This window comes from Saccharothrix sp. NPDC042600, from assembly GCF_040647305.1.
Taxonomy (GTDB): domain Bacteria; phylum Actinomycetota; class Actinomycetes; order Mycobacteriales; family Pseudonocardiaceae; genus Actinosynnema; species Actinosynnema mutabilis.
In genome coordinates this window covers 1-19592 of the sequence record NZ_JBEZBW010000089.1, presented here as the reverse complement: position 1 = coordinate 19592, position 19592 = coordinate 1, and the positions used below count along the sequence as shown (strand labels likewise).

Genomic DNA, 19592 nt, shown 5'->3' with positions numbered 1-19592 from the left:
CGCACCCCCGGGAGGCAGCGGCCAAACGGCTGATCAGCGCACGACCGGCACGACCCGGCCGAGCAGCACCCGGTACGCCTCCCGGTCCACCGTGGCGGGCTCCTCGGCCAGCCAGTCGCCGATCTCCTCCACGAATTGCGCGGGCGTCATCGGCGGCACGGGCACGTCCACGTCGTCCGCCGTCACCTCGCCCGCCCGGCTCGGGTACACCAGCAGCACCGTGCGGATGTCCAGCCACGGCAACAACTTCCGGTACAGCGCGAGGCTGCGCGCCAGGCGCGTCCCGCCGCCGCGGAACGGGTGGCCGTTGCGCCACAGCGTCCCGTCGTCCTCGGCGGTGTAGTGGCCGGGCAGCCACGCCTTGGACTCGATCAGCACCAGCCGCCGCCCGCACAGCACGGCGTGGTCCACGTCGGCGAACACCGAGTCCGGCCACGCCAGGCCGTGGAAGATCCGCGCGCCCGGCAGGCGGGTCAGGTACCGGCTGAGCAGGTCGGCGGTGATCCGCTCGCACGGCCGGTCGTCGGTGGTGCCGTGGACGACGTCCGTGTCCACCGCCGCGGCGAAGTCGCGGTCCGCCCGCACCGCCGCGATGTACCGCTTGACCAGCCGGAACGCCGCCACCGCCGCCGCCGCGACGACCAGCAGCCACAGGCCCAGCGTCAACGGCGAGAAGTCCAGGGCGAAGACGGGCAGCAGCAGGAAGAACCACCCGCACAGCGCGGCCAGCGCCGGCGCGTGCCCCGGACCGGCGACCGGCGCGTACCGGACCCGCTGGGTCGTGTCGACCAGGTGCCACCACGCGACGCCGCCCAGGTCCACGGCGGGCTTCGGGGGTACGAAGTCGGGATCCTCCCCGAAGTTGCGCAACCGCCCGACGCGGCCGGTGCGCGGCGGCCGGGTCGCCGTGGGGCGCGTGCCGGGCCGGGCGAACGTCCAGCCGCGGTCGTAGTCGCGGCGTCGGGCCGGGTCGCGCAGGGTGTCGTAGGCCTCCTGGAGCATGCGGAAGGTCACCGAGGAGCCGCCCGCGTCGGGGTGCATGACCTTGGCCAGCGACCGGTAGGCGGTCTTGATCTCCGCCTGGGACGCGTTGCGACCCACCCCGAGGAGTTCGTAGTAGTCGACCCCGCGCACGAGGGCAGACCTTAGCGGCACTGTCAGTCCGGGTGCGGTCACGGTTAGGGTTGGGGGGCTCGCTGGGACCTGTAGCGCAGTGGTTGACGCGCCCTCACCTCGGTGCGGGAGGACGCCGGTTCGAATCCGGCCTGGTCCGCTGGGGTGGATGTCTTGCCCGGCAAGGGCAACACCCGTGCGGGGCGTTCGAGTTGCCGGGTGCGCGGGGGCGGAGCAGGCTGCGGCCATGGCGACTTGCGACGTCTGCGGCAACGACTACTGGATGGCGTTCGAGGTGCGCACCGTCGGCGGCGGTGTGCACACGTTCGACAGCTTCGAGTGCGCCATCCAGCGCCTCGCGCCGCGCTGCGAGCACTGCGACTGCCGGATCCTCGGACACGGCGTGGAGGTGGAGGGCCGCTTCTTCTGCTGCGCCCACTGCGCCCGCAGCTCCGAGAGCCTGGGCGACCAGATCCGCGACACCGTGGGCGCACACCCGGGCTGACCCGGCGGGCCGGGTGGCGGCTGCGAGCCGGGCGCCTGCCGCGGGTCAACGCAGGTGGAGCACCAGCCGGCCGTTGACGAAAGCCGGCTGGAGGTCGCCCCGCGCGTCAACGCTCTTGATGCCGTGCGGCAGGACCTCCTCGATCGCGCTGAACGCCAGGATGTCCGACACCCCGTAACGCCCGCGCAACGACCGCTGGCCGGGAAACCGCAGGGCACGGCCCTCGCGCCGGTCCCGGTGGGCCAACGCCGCCCGCAGCGCGCCACGCGCCAGGGGCTCGGGGCCGGCCAGGCGCTGGAGGTCGCCGTTGTGCACGGCCACGCCGTAACCCCGCTCGATCAGCGTGGACACGGTGTTCTCCGATGGCACGTCGGTCAGTCGGAACGACATCGCGTGGTGGTCGCCCACCGCGTGCACGCACACCAACTGCGCGTGGAACAGCAGGGACTCGTACAGCGACACCGCCGTCGCGTCCGCGGTGGCCGGGTCGTCGTGACCCGCGTCCAGACCCAGCCAAGTCGTCATCGCACGTCCACGAGAATCGGTGTCGCCGGCCGTTGTGCGGAGCCGAAGGTAGAACGGGTCCTGCCCGTTCCGGAAGTCCCGGGCCCGGCGCGAGGCCCCGACCTGCGGTTCCGGGAACGCGGCCGGGCTGTGCGCCGGCGCGGCGGTGCTCGGCTGGACCCTGTGCACGCGGTGCAGGCTAGTCCGATCGGGTGATGCTCGGGTAGCCGGCGGGTGGCCGGGACCCGAAATCTAGAGCGGCAGCAGGTCGAACCCGTCCAGGAACGGCAGCGCGCCGGCGGACTGCAGCGCCGCCGCCGACAGCCACACCGACAGCAGCGTGATCAACGGCCCGACGATGGCCATCTCGACCGTCCCGCCGGTCTGCATGCGCATGACCTTCGGCGGCGCGACCGGGAACCACGTCTTGCCGGCCAGCGGGATCGGCCACAGGATCGGGCAGCCCTGCTCGGTGATCGCGTCGCCCAGGTAGTGCGCGACGCACCCGATGCCGACCGCCACCCCGCACGCCGCCGCGCTGGCCGGCGTCTGGGACGTCCACGCCACGCAGACGACCGTGATCACGCCGGACACGACCGTGATGAGCAGCGCGTCCTTCTGCGGGCACCAGTCGTTCATGATCCCGCGCACGGCCAGGCCGGCGAACACGAACATCAACGCGGGCAGCGCCCACTTCTGCGATTGCTGGACCACGGCGGTCGTGCCCACGGCGGCGGCCAGCGCGAACACCAGCGTGTGCGTGAGGCCCCGGTGCCCGCCGTCCCGGTTGGAGTCCTTGCGGGTGCGCGTGGCCCGGTAGACCCACGAGCTGACGGTGTTGATCGCCGCCGACGCACCCGCGCTGACCGGCCCGAACGTGCGCGATATGGTCGAGGACGGGTGGTCGAGGTCGGGCAGCAGCGCCGCACCGGTGGCCAGCACGGCGCCGACGGCCCAGCTCTGCGGGCTGAGCTGACCGATGGGATGGTTGTCGGCGAGCGCGGTCACCGCCGCCCAAGCCAGTAAGCCGCTCATGGCGTGCGTGGGTCCGGTCGACATGGTGCCCCCTCCAAGATCGTGTCCAGGAGGCTAAGGCATTGTGACCCCGTTCCCATTTAAGCCGTGGTGGGACACAAGCAGCCGGACATAGCAGTACGCTTGTCTTGCTTGCACTGTCGCGAGAGGAGCGCCCTGAGTATGGGCAAGATCAAGGTTCAGGGAACCGTCGTCGAACTCGACGGCGACGAGATGACCCGGATCATCTGGCAGTTCATCAAGGACAAGCTGATCCACCCGTACCTGGACGTCAACCTTGAGTACTACGACCTGGGCATCCAGCACCGGGACGACACCGAGGACCAGGTCACGATCGACGCCGCCCACGCCATCAAGAAGCACGGCGTCGGCGTCAAGTGCGCCACGATCACGCCGGACGAGGCGCGGGTCGAGGAGTTCGGCCTGAAGAAGATGTGGGTCTCGCCCAACGGCACGATCCGCAACATCCTCGGCGGCGTCGTCTTCCGCGAGCCGATCATCATCAGCAACATCCCGCGGCTGGTGCCGGGCTGGACCAAGCCGATCATCATCGGCCGCCACGCCCACGGCGACCAGTACAAGGCCACCAACTTCAAGGTGCCGGGCGCGGGCGAGCTGACCATCACGTTCACGCCGGAGGACGGCTCCGAGCCGATCCAGCACGTCGTGGCCAACTACGGCCCGGACGGCGGTGTGGCGCTGGGCATGTACAACTTCAACAAGTCGATCGAGGACTTCGCGCGCGCCTCGTTCTCCTACGGGTTGCAGCGCAACTACCCGGTCTACATGTCGACGAAGAACACGATCCTCAAGGCGTACGACGGCGCCTTCAAGGACATCTTCCAGCACGTGTTCGACACCGAGTTCAAGACGCAGTTCGAGGCCGCCGGCCTGACCTACGAGCACCGGCTGATCGACGACATGGTCGCCGCCGCGCTCAAGTGGGAGGGCGGCTACGTCTGGGCGTGCAAGAACTACGACGGTGACGTGCAGTCCGACACCGTGGCGCAGGGCTTCGGCTCGCTGGGCCTGATGACCTCGGTGCTGATGACGCCGGACGGCAAGACCGTCGAGGCCGAGGCGGCGCACGGCACGGTCACCCGCCACTACCGCCAGCACCAGGCCGGCAAGCCGACCTCCACCAACCCGATCGCGTCGATCTACGCGTGGACCGGTGGCCTGAAGCACCGCGGCAAGCTGGACGGCACCCCCGAGGTCACCGGCTTCGCCGAGACCCTGGAGAAGGTCATCATCGAGACCGTCGAGAGCGGCAAGATGACCAAGGACCTGGCCCTGCTGGTGGGCCCGGACCAGGAGTGGCTGACCACCGAGGACTTCCTCGGCACCCTGGACGAGAACCTGCAGAAGCGCATGGCCGGCTGAGCCCGATCGGCCGAACGAGGGGGACCGCTTCCGGGCGGTCCCCCTCGCGCGTTCCGGGGCCGGCGGGTCGAGTTGCTCGTGCAGGCCCTGTCCGCCGTGGCGAGGTGCCGCGGACACGGCCCGCCGGCCCGCCGCCGGAACCGGGTGACCGGGGCGTGACCGGGTCACTCGTTCGGTTCCCCTGCCGGGTGGATTCGGTTCGCAGGCGTTCAGCAACGGCCCCGGTCGCGCTATATCTGCACTTCAGGCGCAGTGTGCGGGGAGGCGTGGGCGATGTTGGGTATTCCGTTGCGCGGCATGATCGTGATCGGGGTCCTGGGTGCGGCCGGGCTGATGTACGTGGCCAACGGCGGCAAGCAGCTCGGCCCCGAGCAGTTGACCCGGGAGTGCAGGGTGACCGTCACCGCGGACATCCTCAACGTCCGCTCCGGCCCGGCGGACACCCAGCCCATCGTGGCCACCGTCCAGCGCGACGCCGTGGTGAAGGCCGAACGCACCGTCCAGAACGGGTTCCGCCTGCTCTCCGACGGCCGGTGGGTCAACGACCAGTTCGTGACGCCGACCTCGGACAGCAATTGCGCTTAGATGGGCCCATGTTCTTCCGATGGCGGACGTCCCGGCGCAACGAGGTCACGATGTGCGCCTGCGAGCCCGAGTGGCCCGAGTTGCGCGCCGAGCTCGACGGCCACGAGGTGCGCGGCGTCCCCTCGCCCGAGGGCAGCAGCCCGATGGTGCTGTTCCTGGGCCTGGTCGCGACGTGCGCCCGGTGCGGCGCGGTGTACCCGCACGGGTGGGCCGTCGCCGGTCGCGATTAGGCTCCTGCCCCGTGCTGACCGTCTCCACCGTGAACGTCAACGGCCTGCGCGCCGCCGCCAAGAAGGGCTACCTGGAGTGGCTCGCCGCGACCGCGGCGGACGTCGTGTGCATCCAGGAGGTCCGTGCCGAACCCGGCCAGCTGGCCGACGAGGTGCGCGCCCCGGAGGGCTGGCACACCGCCCACGCCCACTCGGAGCTCAAGGGCCGCAACGGCGTCGCCGTCCTGACGCGTGAGGCGCCGCAGGCGGTGCGGATCGGGTTCGGCGCGGCGGAGTTCGAGCACTCGGGCCGGTACGTCGAGGTCGAGCTGGCGGACGTCGTCGTCGGCAGCCTGTACCTGCCCAGCGGCGACGTCGGCACGCCCCGGCAGGACGAGAAGGAGCGGTTCATGGCCGCGTTCCTGCCGTACCTGGTGGAGCTGCGCGAGAAGGCGGCGGCCGACGGGCGCGAGGTCGTGGTGTGCGGCGACTGGAACATCGCCCACCGCGAGGCCGACCTGAAGGCGTGGAAGACCAACCAGAAGTCGTCGGGCTTCCTGCCGTCGGAACGGGCGTGGCTGAGCGACGTCTTCTCGTCCGGTTACGTGGACGTGGTGCGGTCCCTGCACCCGGACGTGGCCGGCCCGTACTCGTGGTGGTCCTACCGCGGCAAGGCCTTCGACAACGACTCCGGCTGGCGGATCGACTACCAGGTGGCGACGGAGGGCCTCGCGGCCACGGCCACGTCCGCTGTGGTCGAGCGGGCGGCGACCTACGCCGAGCGCTGGTCGGACCACGCGCCGGTGACGGTGACCTATGCCTGAGTCGTTGGACGAGGTGCGGGCCGGGATCGACGCGATCGACGCGCAGTTGGTGCGGTTGCTCGCGGAGCGGCAGGGGCTGGTCGAGGCGGCTGCCGCTTTCAAGAAGGACGAGGACGCCGTGCGGGCGCCGGACCGGGTCGCGCAGGTGATCGCCAAGGTGCGGGCGAAGGCGGCGGACGCCGGGTTGTCGCCCGAGGTGGCCGAGGCCGTGTGGCGGGCCATGATCGGGGCGTTCATCGAACTGGAGCTGGCCGAGCACCGGCGCTGAGCCGCACCGATCCACCCGACGATCGTCTTCGCTCGTTCGGCCCCACTTCACCCGGGGTTGGTGACCGCGCCCCGCAAATCGTGAAACTCTTTCACTCCTCGACGGGCGAAGGGGCGGGCGGATGATCAACCGACGGCGTTTCCTCCAGGCCACCGGGTTCGCGGGCGCGACGCTGCTGTGGAGCGGCGCCCCCGCTGGGGCCGCCACGACCGGCACGACGCTGGACGTCGCGGCCACCGCCACCGGCACCGGGTACCGCAGGCTCGCCGCCGGGCCCGGCTGGCCGCTGGTCGTCCGCCCGGACCTCGCCCCGCCCGACCCCGCCCGCCAGGACCGCCGCACGCCGCTCGCGTGCTTCGTCCAGTTCACCGACATGCACATGGTGGACACCCAGAGCCCCGCCCGCTTCGAGTACACCCACCCGCTGCTCGGCGCGGGCGCGTTCCGGGCGCACGAGACCCTCGCCCAGCACACCAGCGCGGCCCTGGTCCGCAAGGTCGACACCATCCGGACCGGCCCGTTCACCGGCCGCCCGATCGACTTCGTGATGACCACTGGCGACAACACCGACAACCACGAACAGGTCGAGCTGGACTGGTTCCTGACCGTCCTCAACGGCGGCCGGATCACCGCCAACACCGGCGACCCCGCCCGCTACGAAGGCGTGCAGAACTCGGGCGTCCGCGCCTACTGGAACCCGGCCGGACCCGGCGACGACTACCAGGCCAGGGGCTTCCCGCGCCTGCCGCACCTGCTCGACGCCGCCATCCGCCCGTTCGACAGCCCCGGCCTGCGCATCCCGTGGTACTGCACGTTCGGCAACCACGACGACAGCGTCGTCGGCTCGCTCCCGGACGGCATCCCGTTCCTCGACGCCCTCTACACCGGCGACCGCAAGGTCATGGGCTTCGCGCAGGCCGAGAGCGCCCGCATCGCCCGCGCCATGACCGACCCCGCCCACGCCGCCGACGCCGCGACCGTCCTGGCCTCCAACGCCGGCCTGGTCCGCACGGTCACCCCCGACGCGCGCCGGAAACCGTTCAGCACAGCGGAATTCGTCCGCGCGCACCTCGACCCGCGCAACACCGGCCCGGGACCCGTCGGCCACGGGTTCACCGACGACAACGCCGACGGCATCGACGTCTTCTACACGTTCCGCATCGCGCCCGGCGTCACCGGCATCAGCCTGGACACCACCACGATGGCGGGCTTCGCGGACGGCTCGATCGGCCTGCACCAGTACCTGTGGCTGGAGAAGACGTTGCGCCGCGGCAGTTCCCGCTACTACGACGCGTTCGGCACCCAACACCGCCAGTCGGTGACCGACGAGCTGTTCATCCTCTTCAGCCACCACACGAGCTGGACCATGGGCAACGTCCTGCCCGACCGCCGCCGCCCCCTCGACCCGCGGCTGACCGGCGACGCGCTGGTGTCCCTGCTCAAGCGCTTCCCGAACGTCGTCGCCTGGGTCAACGGCCACACCCACGAGAACCGCATCGTCCCGCACGGCGCCGGCGACCGGGCCTTCTGGGAGATCAACACCGCCGCCCACGTGGACCACCCGCAGCACGCCCGGATCATCGAACTGGCCGACAACGGCGACGGCACCCTGTCCCTGTTCACCACGCTCGTGGAACCGGACGCCCCTTACGCGACCGACTACGACGACACGAGCGCGGCCGGCCTGGCGTCCCTGGCCCGCGAATTCGCCTTGAACGACCCGCACGCCAACGCCGGCGCGGTCGGAACGGCGACGGACCGCAACACGGAACTGCTGGTGGCGGGCCGGTCACCCGTGCGCTGACTCCGCCGCGCGCCCGGAAGGGTCGGCACAGTGCCGCACATCACTCGATGTCAGAGGAGGAATACGAGCGGCCTACTGTCGTTGACGTGACCGTGGACATCTCGATCACCCCGCCCGAGCCCAAGCCGAGCGCGGCGGCCATGCGGCGCGCCCTGCGCCGGGCCGCCGACGGCGCTGTCCTGGACGTGACCGAGGCGTCCGTGCTGCTGCACGCCCGTGGTGACGACCTGGACGCCCTGCTGGACGCGGCGGGCCGGGTGCGGGACGCGCACCTGCTCGCCGAGGGCCGGCCCGGGGTGGTGACCTACAGCCGCAACGCGTTCATCCCGCTGACCCGGCTGTGCCGCGACCGCTGCCACTACTGCACGTTCGCGACCGTCCCGCACAAGCTGCCCGCCGCGTTCCTGGAGCGCGACGAGGTGCTGGAGATCGCCCGCGCCGCCGCCGCGCAGGGGTGCAAGGAAGCCCTGTTCACGCTGGGCGACCGGCCCGAGGAGCGCTGGCCGCAGGCGCGCGAGTGGCTGGAGGCGCGCGGCTACTCCTCGACGCTGGACTACGTGCGCGCGTCGGCGATCGCCGTGTTGGAGGAGACCGGCCTGCTGCCGCACCTCAACCCCGGCGTGCTGAGCTGGGAGGAGTTGCAGCGGCTGCGGCCGGTCGCGGCCAGCATGGGCATGATGCTGGAGACCACGGCCGAGCGGCTGTGGTCGGAGAAGGGCGGCCCGCACTACGGCTCGCCGGACAAGGAACCCGCCGTCCGCCTGCGGGTGCTGACCGACGCGGGCCGGGTGAACGTCCCGTTCACCACCGGCATCCTGATCGGCATCGGCGAGACGATCACCGAGCGCGCCGAGTCGCTGCTGGCCATGCGCGCGGTGGCCAAGCAGTACGGGCACATCCAGGAAGTGATCATCCAGAACTTCCGCGCCAAGCCCGACACGGCCATGCGCGGCATGCCCGACGCCGACCTGCGCGAACTGGCCGCGACGATCGCGGTGGCGCGGCTGGTCATGCCGTCCTCGACCAGCGTCCAGGCCCCGCCGAACCTGGTGGGCGACGAGTTCGGCCTGATGCTGCGGGCGGGCATCGACGACTGGGGCGGCGTGTCCCCGGTGACGCCCGACCACGTCAACCCCGAACGGCCGTGGCCGCACGTCGACGTGCTCGACGCGGAGACGAAGGCCGCCGGTTACGCGCTGCGCGAGCGCCTGGCCGTCTACCCGCGGTACGTGCGGGCGACCGCCGGCCAGTGGATCGACACCCGCCTGACCGGGCACGTCCAGGCGCTGGCGCTGGCCGACGGCCTGGCCGACCCGGACGCGCCGGTCGTGGGCCGGGAGTGGCAGGAGCCCGACGGCGGCCTCGACACCTACGGGCGCGCGGACCTCAACACGGCGATCGACACCGAGGGCCGCACCGGCGACCGGCGCGGCGACTTCGACTCCGTCTACGGCGACTGGTCGTCGCTGAGCGTCCCCAAGGCCGTGGAACGGCTCCCGGAGGACACCGCGCGGGCGTTGAAGCTCGCCGCCGACGACCCGGCGCGGCTGCTGGAGGACACGTCGGCGGCGATGGCGCTGCTGACCGCCGACGGCGAGGCGCTGGAGACCATGGCGCGGCTGGCCGACGACCTGCGCCGCGACGTCGTGGGCGACGACGTCACCTACGTGGTGAACCGGAACATCAACTTCTCCAACGTCTGCTACGTCGGGTGCCGGTTCTGCGCGTTCGCCCAGCGGGAGCGGGACGCCGACGCGTTCCGGCTCAGCGTGGACGAGGTCGTCGACCGGGCGCGGGAGGCGTGGGACGCGGGCGCCACCGAGGTGTGCATGCAGGGCGGCATCGACCCGAAGCTGCCGGTCACGTACTACGCGGACGTCGTGCGGGCGATCAAGGCGCGGGTGCCCGGGATGCACGTCCACGCGTTCAGCCCGATGGAGATCGTCTCCGCCGCCGCGAAGGCGGGCGTGAGCGTGAAGGAGTGGCTGACCGAGCTGGCCGCCGCCGGCCTGGACACCATCCCGGGCACCGCCGCCGAGATCCTCGACGACGACGTGCGGTGGGTGCTGACCAAGGGCAAGCTGCCCGCGGCGACGTGGCTGGAGGTCGTCGCGACCGCGCACGAGGTGGGCATCCGGTCGTCGTCCACGATGATGTACGGCCACGTCGACCACCCGGGCCACTGGCTCGGCCACTTCCGCACCCTGGCCGCGCTGCAGGACCGCACCGGTGGCCTGACGGAGTTCGTCGGGCTGCCGTTCGTGCACCGCAACGCGCCGATCTACCTGGCGGGCGTCGCGCGCCCCGGGCCCACCCGGCGGGACAACCGGGCGGTGCACGCGTTCGCGCGGCTGGCGCTGCACGGGCGGATCGACAACGTGCAGGTGTCGTGGGTCAAGCTCGGCGACGAGGGCACCGCGGAGGTGCTGCGCGGCGGTGCCAACGACCTGGGCGGGACGTTGATGGAGGAGACCATCAGCCGCATGGCGGGGTCCGAGCACGGGTCGTCCCGTACCGTCGAACAGCTGCACGCGACTGCGGCGTTGGCAGGACGTTCGGCCAGGCAGCGGACTACGACATATGGCCGAGTGGACGCCGTGAGGTAACCCCCCGGGGCGAGCGGGTGATCGCGGCTGGCTAGTCTGCCGTCCGGTCGCGTTTTACCCGAACTCAACACGCGGAGCTCCACAGCTTCGGTAGGTTCGCGGCCGTCCGTCAACAAGGTTCACCCGTACGTGGTGGGTGACGCGTTGCGAGGAGGCTCGGCAGTGCGCGGTCGCAGTGCAGCACTGGGTGTGGTCGTGGGCACGGTGTCGACGCTGGTCACCACGGGTGTGGCGACGGCGGGCACGACCGTGGTCGCGGCGGCCCCGGTGTCGTTGAACGCGCCCGTCGGTGTCGCGGCGGTGGCGTTCGGCGTGGTCGGCCTGGTGACGGGCCTGATCCGCCGCCGGCGCGCGGCGGTGCAGCGCGCGGAGACCGGCCCGAACGCGCGCATCGAGCCGGTGCAGCCGATCGAACCCGCGGTGACCCTCCCGACGACCGCCCTCCCCACCCCGGCCCTGGACGCCGCGAAGAGCTGACCCGGGCCCGCCGCCGGCTCTCGGCCGCCGCCGGCTCTGGCACGCAGCGGGGCTCGCGCGGCCCGTTTCGTCGGTCCCCCGTGAGATGATCGACTCGGGGGCCGGAGGCCACGCCTCGCGCACCCCGAGCCGCCGCCGCTGACGCCCTCGACGGCCGCCGAAGCCGCCGCCCAAGGCCGCCGCCGCTGCCACCCAGGGCCGCCGAAGATGCCGCCCCGGGGCCCCAGCGCCGCCGAAGCCGCCGCACCAGCCACGAACCGCTGCTGTCCGCCCGCAGCCTCTCCGCCCGCACCGCTCGGGGCCGGCGCTCACCTCGCGCCGCCGCCGAAACGGCCGCGAGGGACCGCCAGCCGCCACTCGGGGGCCGCCGGAGCCGCCGCAGCCCCGGAGCCGCCGCCACAGCCCGGAGCCGCCGCCACAGCGGAGGGGCGGGCAAGGCAGGGCAGCGGCTGCTCTGCGGGTTCCCGCAGAGCGGGGGGCGGTTGTGCGGGTGGGTGGGCCGGCCGGGTTTGGGGGTGGCGGGGGTGCCTGGGAGAATTCCGCGCGTGTCTGCTGCGAACACCGCTGAGAGCCAGGCCACTCCGGTGAGCCGCCCCCGCGTCCTGTCCGGCATCCAGCCGACGGCCGGGTCGTTCCACCTCGGCAACTACCTCGGCGCGATCCGGCAGTGGGTCGCCCTGCAGGAGACGCACGACGCGTTCTACTGCGTCGTCGACCTGCACGCGATCACCGTCGAGCAGGACCCCAAGGTGCTCCGGCAGAACACGCGCACCTCCGCCGCCCAGCTCCTCGCCCTCGGCATCGACCCCGACAGCGCCACGCTGTTCGTCCAGAGCCACGTCCCGGAGCACGCCCAGCTCGGCTGGGTCCTCCAGTGCCTCACCGGGTTCGGCGAGGCCAGCCGGATGACGCAGTTCAAGGACAAGTCCGCCCGCCAGGAGACCCAGGTCGGCGTCGGCCTGTTCACCTACCCGATCCTCCAGGCCGCGGACATCCTGCTCTACAACGCCCACCACGTCCCGGTCGGCGAGGACCAGCGGCAGCACCTCGAACTGACCCGCGACCTCGCGCAGCGGTTCAACACGCGCTACGGCAAGACGTTCCGGCTGCCCGAGGCGTACATCGTCAAGGACACCGCCAAGATCTACGACCTCCAGGACCCGACGGCCAAGATGAGCAAGTCCGTGCCCACCGGCGTGGTCGAGCTGCTGGAGGACGTCAAGCGGTCCGCCAAGAAGATCCGGTCGGCCGTCACCGACACCGGCCGGGAGATCACCTACGACCCCGAGCACAAGCCCGGCGTCAGCAACCTCCTGGTCATCTACTCCGCCCTCACCGGCCGCACCGTCGAGGACCTGGTCGCCGACTACGACGGCAAGGGCTACGGGGACCTGAAGAAGGACCTCGGCGAGGTGTTCACCGAGTTCGTCACGCCGGTGCAGGAGAAGGTCGCCACCTTCCTCGCCGACCCGGCCGAGCTGGACAAGGTCCTCGCCAAGGGCGCCGAACGGGCTCGCGAGGTGGCCGGCAAGACCCTCGCCCGCGCCTACGACAAGGTGGGGTTCCTGCCGAGTGGCGCGTGATCACGCGAACCCCTAGCGTCTGAGACCGTGGCGGAAGAGTCCAAGCTCGACAGGCTGCGCCGCGAGCGCCCGTGGCTCGATCACCTGGTCCGCGCCGGCGAACGCTATTCCAAGCAGTACGGCGCGCACTACGCCGCCGCGGTGACGTACTTCAGCGTGCTGTCGCTGGTGCCGATGCTCATGATCGGCTTCGCGATCGCCGGTTTCGTGCTGTCCTCGCAGCCGGAGCTGCTGGACGAGCTGAAGCGGAGCATCGCCGAGAACGTCCCCGGCGCGCTGGGCGACACCATCAACGACGTGGTCAAGCAGGCCGTCGAGTCCAAGGGCACGGTCGGCGTGTTCGGCCTGCTCGGCGCCGCCTACTCCGGCCTCGGCTGGATGAGCAACCTGCGCGACGCCCTCACCGCCCAGTGGGGCCACGCCAAGGAAGACCTCCCGTTCCTCAAGACCGCCCTGATGGACCTGCTCGCCCTGCTCAGCCTCGGCGTCGCGCTCGTCGTGTCGTTCGGCCTCACGGCGGCCGGCAGCGGGTTCGCCGAGCTGGTGCTGGAGTTCGTCGGCCTGGACGGCGTGTGGTGGGCCGAGGCGCTGCTCAAGGTCGGCACGATCGTGCTCGCGCTGGCCGCGAACTGGCTGGTCTTCCTGTGGGTGCTGGCCAAGCTGCCGCGCAAGCCGGTCGGCTGGCGCAGCGCGCTCAAGGGCGCCGCCGCCGCGGCCATCGGGTTCGAGGTGCTCAAGCAGGTCGGGACGATCTACCTGACCACCGTCACGTCCTCGCCCGCCGGCGTCGCGTTCGGCCCGATCATCGGTGTGCTGGTGTTCGCGAACCTGGTGGCCCAGTTCCTGCTGTTCATCACGGCCTGGACGGCGACCGCCCGGGAGAACCTGCTCAAGGACCCGCCCCAGCCGCCGCCGCCCGCGGTCATCCGGCCCGTGGTGGAGGTCGCGAAGACCCCCAGCGCCCGCGCCGCCGCCGGACTGGTCGGCGCGGGGCTGGTGGCCGGGCTGCTGTTCCGCAGGCGCTGATCAGGTCCAGAAGACCGCGAGCGCGACGTTCACCACGACCAGGCCGACCAGGGTCCGCGGCAGCCACGACGGCGCCTTCGGCTTGTTCAGGTTCGCCGCGGCCAGGCCGCCGATCACGACCAGGACCACCAGCTTGATGCCCAGCTTCATGTGGTTGTAGTCCGCGTCGGTCAGCGGGGCGAGCGCGTACAGCGCCACGCCGGTGACCAACTGGAGACCGACACCGTGCAGCCAGCCCTTGTTCAGCGGCGCGTCCCCGCCCGCCCGGTTCTGGACGAAGAACATCGCGACGAGCATTGCCATGCCGAGCAGGTGCAGGAACACCAGCAACAGGCGCACGAACTCCACGGCGGAGCCTCCAGGGGTGTGTGGTGGGTTACTTGCGGGGCGCGCGAGCGGCCCGCAGGCCGCGCACGCCCAGCACCCCGATGATCGTGCCGAACGTGAGCGACGCGACGACGAGCACCAGGTGCACGGTGAAGAACGCGGTCGGGCCGGCGTCCCACGAACGGGGGTCCTTCCAGATGTTGCGCAGGAAGGTCGGCCAGATCACCCAGGACCACACCCCGAAGGCCACCAGGAACAGCGACATGCCGCGGGAGAGCTTCACGGATGCAGTATCGGACGTGGCGGGTGCACGTCACTCAACCGGGGTGGATAGCCTGAGCGGGTGCGTTCCCCCGCGACACGACGGCCTGTAGCCACGGCCCTGGCTGCCTGCACGCTGTTGGCCACCGCAGTGTTCGGTGCGTCCCCGGCGCAGGCCCAGCCGGCCCCGTGCGACAACCGGGTGTCACCGCCGCCTGCGGTGGACACGTCCGAACAGGTGCCCCCGGGCACCCAACCGCCACGCCCGCTGGAGGTGCCGGAGAACCCGGTGGGCGGCGAGCGGTTGGGCGAGTGCGGCCTGGTGCTGCCCGCCAACGCCCAGAAGCTCCCGGACGACATCAGCGCCAGGACGTGGCTGGTGGCCGACATGGACTCCGGCGCCGTCCTGGCCGCCTACGACCCGCACGGCCGCCAACGGCCCGCGTCGGTCATCAAGGTGCTGCTGGCGATGGTGGTGGCCAAGGAGCTGTCCCCGGACGCCACGGTCGCCGCGACCCAGGAGGACGTCGACCAGGAGTGCACGTGCGTCGGCCTGCGGGTCGGCGCCGAGTACACCGTCGAGCAGCTCCTGCAGTCGCTGGTCATGGCGTCGGGCAACGACGTCGCCCACGCGCTGGCCAGGCGGCTGGGCGGCCTGCCCAGCGCCATCCGCAAGATGAACGCGCTGGCGGCCGAGCTGGGGGCCCTGGACACCCGCGCGGTCACGCCGTCGGGCCTGGACGCGCCGGGCACCAGCACGTCGGCCTACGACGTCGCCCTGATCTTCCGCGCGGCCATGAAGTACCCGGACTTCGCCAAGGCCGTCGTCCTGCAGAAGATCGACTTCCCGGCCAGGACCGGCGCCGGCACCGTGCCGGTCTACAACGACAACAAGCTGCTCACCTCGTACGAGGGCGCTCTGGGCGGGAAGTCCGGGTTCACCGACGACGCCCAGCACACCTACGTCGGCGCGGCCGAGCGCGACGGTCGGCGGCTGGTGGTCGTGCTGCTGCGCGGGCAGCAATCGCCCGTGCGCATGACCGACCAGGCCGCGCGCCTGCTCGACTGGGGCTTCGAGCTGCCCAAGGACGCCTCGGTGGGCCGCCTGGTGGACGGCGCGCCGCAGGCCAGGAAGAAGACCACCGAGCCCAAGCCGACGCCGACCAGCGCGGCGGTGGGGCAGGTCGCCGAGACCCGGGAGACGCAGGACGCGGCGATGGACAAGGCCTTCGGGACCGTCGGCCTGCCCATCACGGCCGTGGCGGGCCTGGGCCTGGTGCTCGCCTTCCTGCTCTACCTGCGCAACCGCCGGGCGAAGGCGGCCCGTGCCGCCCGTGCGGCGGCGCAGGCCTCGCAGACCTCGGGCTGACCCGGGGAGGACGCGAAAGGGGCCGGACGCGGGAAGCGTCCGGCCCCTTTCGCGCTTGTCCGTCTCAGACGCGCTTGAAGAGCAGCGCGCGCTTGACTTCCTGGATCGCCTTGGTGACCTGGATGCCACGCGGGCAGGCGTCGGTGCAGTTGAACGTCGTCCGGCAGCGCCACACGCCGTCGATGTCGTTCAGGATGTCCAAGCGCTCCTCGGCGCCTTCGTCACGCGAGTCGAAGATGAACCGGTGCGCGTTGACGATCGCGGCCGGGCCGAAGTACGAGCCCTCGGTCCAGTAGACCGGACACGACGTGGTGCAGCAGGCGCACAGGATGCACTTGGTCGTGTCGTCGAAGCGCTCGCGGTCGGCCACCGACTGGATGCGCTCACGGGTCGGCTCGTTGCCGTAGGTGATCAGGTACGGCTTGACCGCCTTGAACGCCTCGAAGAACGGCTCCATGTCGACCAGCAGGTCCTTGTTCACCGGCAGGCCCTTGATGGGCTCGATGGTGATCGTGGTCTGCTTGCCCTTCGGGGCCAGGAGGTCCTTCAGCAGCACCTTGCAGGCCAGCCGGTTCACGCCGTTGATGCGCATGGCGTCCGAACCGCAGATGCCGTGGGCGCAGGAGCGGCGGAACGTCAGCGTGCCGTCCAGGTACCACTTGACGTAGTGCAGCAGGTTCAGCACGCGGTCGGACGGGAGGGCCGGGATCTCGAAGGAGTCCCAGCGCGGCTCGTCGTCCACCTCCGGGTTGAACCGGCGGACCTTCAGGGTGACGGTGATGGCGCCGTCCGGCACCGGGGGCTGGGAGCCGCGCGAGCCGGTGGACACTTCAGCGGTAGCGGTCATCAGTACTTGCGCTCCATCGGCTGGTACCGGGTGAACGTCACGGGCTTGTAGTCCAGGCGGATGTCCGCCGTCAGGCCCTCACCCTGCTTGTAGTACATGCTGTGGCGCATGAAGTTCGTGTCGTCGCGGTTCGGGTAGTCCTCGCGGGCGTGGCCGCCGCGGGACTCCTTGCGCGCCAGCGCGCCGACCACCAGGACCTCGGCCAGCTCCAGCAGGAAGCCCAGCTCGACGGCCTCCAGCAGGTCGGTGTTGAACCGCTTGCCCTTGTCCTGCACCGTGATCCGCTGGTACCGCTCCTTGAGCGCCTGCACGTCGTGCAGCGCCTGCTTGAGCGTGTCCTCGGTGCGGTACACCGAGGCGTTCTTGTCCATCGTGGCCTGGAGCTCGGTGCGGATGTCCGCGACCCGCTCGTGGCCGTGCTCGGACAGCACCAGCGCGACCTGCTCCTCGACCACCTTGGCGGGGTTCTCCGGCAGGTCCACGTGCTCGTGGCTGTTGGCGTACTCGGCGGCGGCGATGCCCGCGCGCCGGCCGAACACGTTGATGTCCAGCAGGGAGTTGGTGCCCAGGCGGTTCGCGCCGTGCACCGAGACGCACGCGCACTCGCCCGCCGCGTACAGGCCGGGGACGATGTGGTCGTTGTCCCGCAGCACCTCGCCGTGGACGTTGGTCGGGATGCCGCCCATCGCGTAGTGCGCGGTCGGGTACACCGGCACCGGCTCCTTCACCGGGTCGACCGCGAGGTAGGTGCGGGCGAACTCGGTGATGTCGGGCAGCTTGGTCTCCAGGACCTCCGCGCCCAGGTGCGTGCAGTCCAGCAGCACGTAGTCCTTGTTCGGGCCGGCGCCGCGACCCTCGATGACCTCCAGGGCCATCGACCGGGCGACGATGTCGCGCGGCGCGAGGTCCTTGATGGTCGGGGCGTAGCGCTCCATGAACCGCTCGCCGGACGCGTTGCGCAGGATCGCGCCCTCGCCGCGGGCGCCCTCGGTGAGCAGGATGCCCAGGCCCGCGAGACCGGTCGGGTGGAACTGGTAGAACTCCATGTCCTCCAGGGGCAGGCCCTTGCGGAAGACGATGCCCATGCCGTCGCCGGTCAGCGTGTGGGCGTTGGAAGTCGTCTTGAAGACCTTGCCGAAACCGCCCGTGGCGAACACGACCGACTTGGCGTGGAAGACGTGGATCTCGCCGGTCGCGAGCTCGTAGGCCACCGCGCCGGTGCAGACCGGGCCGTCCTCGGTCTCGGTCAGGCAGATGTCGAGCACGTAGAACTCGTTGAAGAACTCGATGCCGTGCTTGACGCAGTTCTGGTACAGCGTCTGGAGGATCATGTGGCCGGTGCGGTCGGCCGCGTAGCAGGCCCGGCGCACGGCCGCCTCGCCGTGGTTGCGGGTGTGGCCGCCGAACCGCCGCTGGTCGATCTTGCCCTCGGGCGTCCGGTTGAACGGCAGGCCCATCTTCTCCAGGTCGAGGACCGCGTCGATGGCCTCCTTCGCCATGATCTCGGCGGCGTCCTGGTCGACCAGGTAGTCGCCGCCCTTGATCGTGTCGAAGGTGTGCCACTCCCAGTTGTCCTCCTCCACGTTCGCCAGCGCGGCGCACATGCCGCCCTGCGCGGCGCCCGTGTGGGAGCGGGTGGGGTAGAGCTTGGTGAGCACCGCCGTGCGGGCGCGCTGACCGGACTCGATCGCGGCGCGCATCCCGGCGCCGCCGGCGCCGATGATCACGACGTCGTACTTGTGGAACTGCATGTCGTGGTACTCCCCGCGGCGGGTCAGTCGGTGATGTTCGGGTCGAAGGTGAAGATCACGTACGTGCCGAGGCTGATGATCAGCACCATCGAGACGTAGAGCAGCACCTTGAGCCAGAACCGGGTCGCGTCCTTGCGGGCGTAGTCGTTGATGACCGTGCGCAGCCCGTTGCCGCCGTGGATCTGCGCCAGCCACAGCATCGCCAGGTCCCAGAACTGCCAGAACGGCGAGGCCCAGCGGCCGGCGACGAAGCCGAAGTTGATGCGGTGCACACCGCCGTCGAGGACGTTCATGATGAACAGGTGGCCGAGCACCAGCACCACGAGCGCCACGCCCGAGATGCGCATGAACAGCCAGCTGTAGAGCTCGCCGTTGCTGCGGCGGGCCGCGGGGCGGCGCGGGGAGCGCGGCTTGTCCAGGGTCAGCTCGCTCATGTCAGTGACCCCCGAACATCTCGGACACCGTGCGGACCAGCATGAAGTAGGTGCCCGGGATCATCACGAGCACCCAGAGGCCGAGGATCGCCCACAGCATCTGGCGCTGGTAGCGGGGACCCTTCTCCCAGAAGTCGACGAGCATCACGCGGATGCCGTTGAGCGCGTGGTAGAGCACCGCCCCGACGAGGCCGACCTCGAACAGGTTGACGATCGGGTTCTTGTAGGTCTCGATGACCTTGTCGTACGCGTCCGGCGACACGCGCACCAGCGCGGTGTCCAGGACGTGCGCGAACAGGAAGAAGAACGTCAACACACCGGTGATGCGGTGGGCGACCCAGGACCACATGCCCAGATCGCCACGGTAGAGCGTGCCGCCTCCCTTGGAGGTGCCCGACCGCTCGGTTGCGGTGGTGCCGGCCATGCGCAACGGCCTCCAGCGTCAGTGGTGGACTGGTCTCCCCGCACTGGGAGGGACCTTGACCCCCGGATGCTAGTCCCGCCCGGTTCCGGCTACCCAATGGCCGCCGCCGTCTGTGACTGACAGAACAAATGGGTCGCCCTTGATGCATTCACTTCACACCGGATAGGGCGAGCCGGTGCGGTCCGGATCACTCGGGCGAGTGATCCGGGGCCGACCGAACAGAGACAATAGGGATTTTTTTGCCGGAGGCGTAGGGG

21 protein-coding genes and 1 tRNA gene are annotated in these 19592 nt (G+C 71.0%); 13 read left to right on the top strand and 9 right to left on the bottom strand.

What is annotated here, in order from left to right:
• Positions 1-33 precede the first annotated feature (33 nt).
• Positions 34-1134, bottom strand: a complete 1101-nt coding sequence (locus AB0A74_RS33830) for a DnaJ domain-containing protein (protein ID WP_358255973.1) — start codon at positions 1132-1134, stop codon at positions 34-36.
• A 65-nt stretch (positions 1135-1199) separates the two neighbouring features.
• Here AB0A74_RS33830 and AB0A74_RS33825 point away from each other — a divergent pair.
• Both AB0A74_RS33825 and AB0A74_RS33820 read left to right on the top strand, forming a co-directional pair.
• Positions 1200-1273 (top strand) — tRNA-OTHER (locus AB0A74_RS33825).
• An 87-nt stretch (positions 1274-1360) separates the two neighbouring features.
• On the top strand, positions 1361-1618 hold the full coding sequence (locus AB0A74_RS33820) for a Prokaryotic metallothionein (protein WP_343935472.1): 258 nt from the start codon (positions 1361-1363) through the stop codon (positions 1616-1618).
• Between the two features lie 45 nt (positions 1619-1663).
• On the opposite strand, the gene AB0A74_RS33815 is transcribed toward AB0A74_RS33820, so the two are convergent.
• Together AB0A74_RS33815 and AB0A74_RS33810 are read right to left on the bottom strand one after the other, a co-directional pair.
• Positions 1664-2143 carry a hypothetical protein gene (locus tag AB0A74_RS33815; RefSeq protein ID WP_358255971.1) on the bottom strand — a complete coding sequence of 160 codons (480 nt, stop codon included), beginning with the start codon at positions 2141-2143 and terminating at the stop codon, positions 1664-1666.
• Between the two features lie 231 nt (positions 2144-2374).
• Positions 2375-3181, bottom strand: a complete 807-nt coding sequence (locus AB0A74_RS33810) for a metal-dependent hydrolase (protein ID WP_358255969.1) — start codon at positions 3179-3181, stop codon at positions 2375-2377.
• A 138-nt stretch (positions 3182-3319) separates the two neighbouring features.
• Between AB0A74_RS33810 and AB0A74_RS33805 the strand changes: the two genes are divergently transcribed.
• From AB0A74_RS33805 to yhjD, 10 genes are all read left to right on the top strand, one after another.
• Positions 3320-4540, top strand: a complete 1221-nt coding sequence (locus AB0A74_RS33805) for an NADP-dependent isocitrate dehydrogenase (protein WP_358255968.1) — start codon at positions 3320-3322, stop codon at positions 4538-4540.
• Between the two features lie 273 nt (positions 4541-4813).
• Positions 4814-5125, top strand: coding sequence for an SH3 domain-containing protein (locus AB0A74_RS33800; protein WP_358255966.1), 312 nt, complete (start codon positions 4814-4816; stop codon positions 5123-5125).
• An 8-nt stretch (positions 5126-5133) separates the two neighbouring features.
• Positions 5134-5355 (top strand): hypothetical protein, encoded by a 222-nt coding sequence (locus AB0A74_RS33795; RefSeq protein WP_358255965.1) that lies wholly within the window; start codon positions 5134-5136, stop codon positions 5353-5355.
• 11 nt (positions 5356-5366) lie between these two features.
• Positions 5367-6158: an exodeoxyribonuclease III gene (locus AB0A74_RS33790; protein WP_358255963.1), complete on the top strand. Its 792-nt coding sequence runs from the start codon at positions 5367-5369 to the stop codon at positions 6156-6158.
• Positions 6151-6426 carry a chorismate mutase gene (locus AB0A74_RS33785; RefSeq protein WP_358255961.1) on the top strand — a complete coding sequence of 92 codons (276 nt, stop codon included), beginning with the start codon at positions 6151-6153 and terminating at the stop codon, positions 6424-6426. The genes AB0A74_RS33790 and AB0A74_RS33785 overlap by 8 nt, the downstream gene beginning before the upstream one ends.
• 121 nt (positions 6427-6547) lie before the next feature.
• On the top strand, positions 6548-8230 hold the full coding sequence (locus tag AB0A74_RS33780; RefSeq protein WP_358255959.1) for a TIGR03767 family metallophosphoesterase: 1683 nt from the start codon (positions 6548-6550) through the stop codon (positions 8228-8230).
• A gap of 86 nt (positions 8231-8316) precedes the next feature.
• Positions 8317-10836, top strand: coding sequence for a bifunctional FO biosynthesis protein CofGH (locus tag AB0A74_RS33775; protein ID WP_358255957.1), 2520 nt, complete (start codon positions 8317-8319; stop codon positions 10834-10836).
• A 162-nt stretch (positions 10837-10998) separates the two neighbouring features.
• On the top strand, positions 10999-11313 hold the full coding sequence (locus AB0A74_RS33770) for a hypothetical protein (RefSeq protein ID WP_358255955.1): 315 nt from the start codon (positions 10999-11001) through the stop codon (positions 11311-11313).
• A 545-nt stretch (positions 11314-11858) separates the two neighbouring features.
• Entirely contained in the window at positions 11859-12896 is a 1038-nt protein-coding gene (gene trpS / locus AB0A74_RS33765) for a tryptophan--tRNA ligase (protein WP_358255953.1), read from the top strand.
• A 27-nt stretch (positions 12897-12923) separates the two neighbouring features.
• On the top strand, positions 12924-13922 hold the full coding sequence (gene yhjD, locus AB0A74_RS33760; RefSeq protein ID WP_358255952.1) for an inner membrane protein YhjD: 999 nt from the start codon (positions 12924-12926) through the stop codon (positions 13920-13922).
• On the opposite strand, the gene AB0A74_RS33755 is transcribed toward yhjD, so the two are convergent.
• Positions 13923-14270 carry a hypothetical protein gene (locus AB0A74_RS33755; RefSeq protein ID WP_358255950.1) on the bottom strand — a complete coding sequence of 116 codons (348 nt, stop codon included), beginning with the start codon at positions 14268-14270 and terminating at the stop codon, positions 13923-13925.
• Between the two features lie 28 nt (positions 14271-14298).
• Positions 14299-14532 (bottom strand): hypothetical protein, encoded by a 234-nt coding sequence (locus AB0A74_RS33750; protein ID WP_358255948.1) that lies wholly within the window; start codon positions 14530-14532, stop codon positions 14299-14301.
• A 198-nt stretch (positions 14533-14730) separates the two neighbouring features.
• Between AB0A74_RS33750 and AB0A74_RS33745 the strand changes: the two genes are divergently transcribed.
• Positions 14731-15879 (top strand): D-alanyl-D-alanine carboxypeptidase family protein, encoded by a 1149-nt coding sequence (locus tag AB0A74_RS33745; RefSeq protein ID WP_358255946.1) that lies wholly within the window; start codon positions 14731-14733, stop codon positions 15877-15879.
• A gap of 64 nt (positions 15880-15943) precedes the next feature.
• On the opposite strand, the gene AB0A74_RS33740 is transcribed toward AB0A74_RS33745, so the two are convergent.
• The 4 genes from AB0A74_RS33740 to sdhC are packed head-to-tail and all read right to left on the bottom strand — an operon-like array spanning position 15944 to position 19335.
• Entirely contained in the window at positions 15944-16726 is a 783-nt protein-coding gene (locus AB0A74_RS33740) for a succinate dehydrogenase iron-sulfur subunit (RefSeq protein ID WP_343935491.1), read from the bottom strand.
• Positions 16726-18477 carry a succinate dehydrogenase flavoprotein subunit gene (gene sdhA, locus AB0A74_RS33735; protein ID WP_343935492.1) on the bottom strand — a complete coding sequence of 584 codons (1752 nt, stop codon included), beginning with the start codon at positions 18475-18477 and terminating at the stop codon, positions 16726-16728. Before sdhA ends, AB0A74_RS33740 begins: the two co-directional genes overlap by 1 nt.
• Before the next feature lie 23 nt (positions 18478-18500).
• Positions 18501-18911: a succinate dehydrogenase hydrophobic membrane anchor subunit gene (locus AB0A74_RS33730; protein ID WP_343935493.1), complete on the bottom strand. Its 411-nt coding sequence runs from the start codon at positions 18909-18911 to the stop codon at positions 18501-18503.
• Position 18912: 1 nt separating this feature from the next.
• Positions 18913-19335 (bottom strand): succinate dehydrogenase, cytochrome b556 subunit, encoded by a 423-nt coding sequence (gene sdhC, locus AB0A74_RS33725; RefSeq protein WP_309112503.1) that lies wholly within the window; start codon positions 19333-19335, stop codon positions 18913-18915.
• Positions 19336-19592 lie beyond the last annotated feature (257 nt).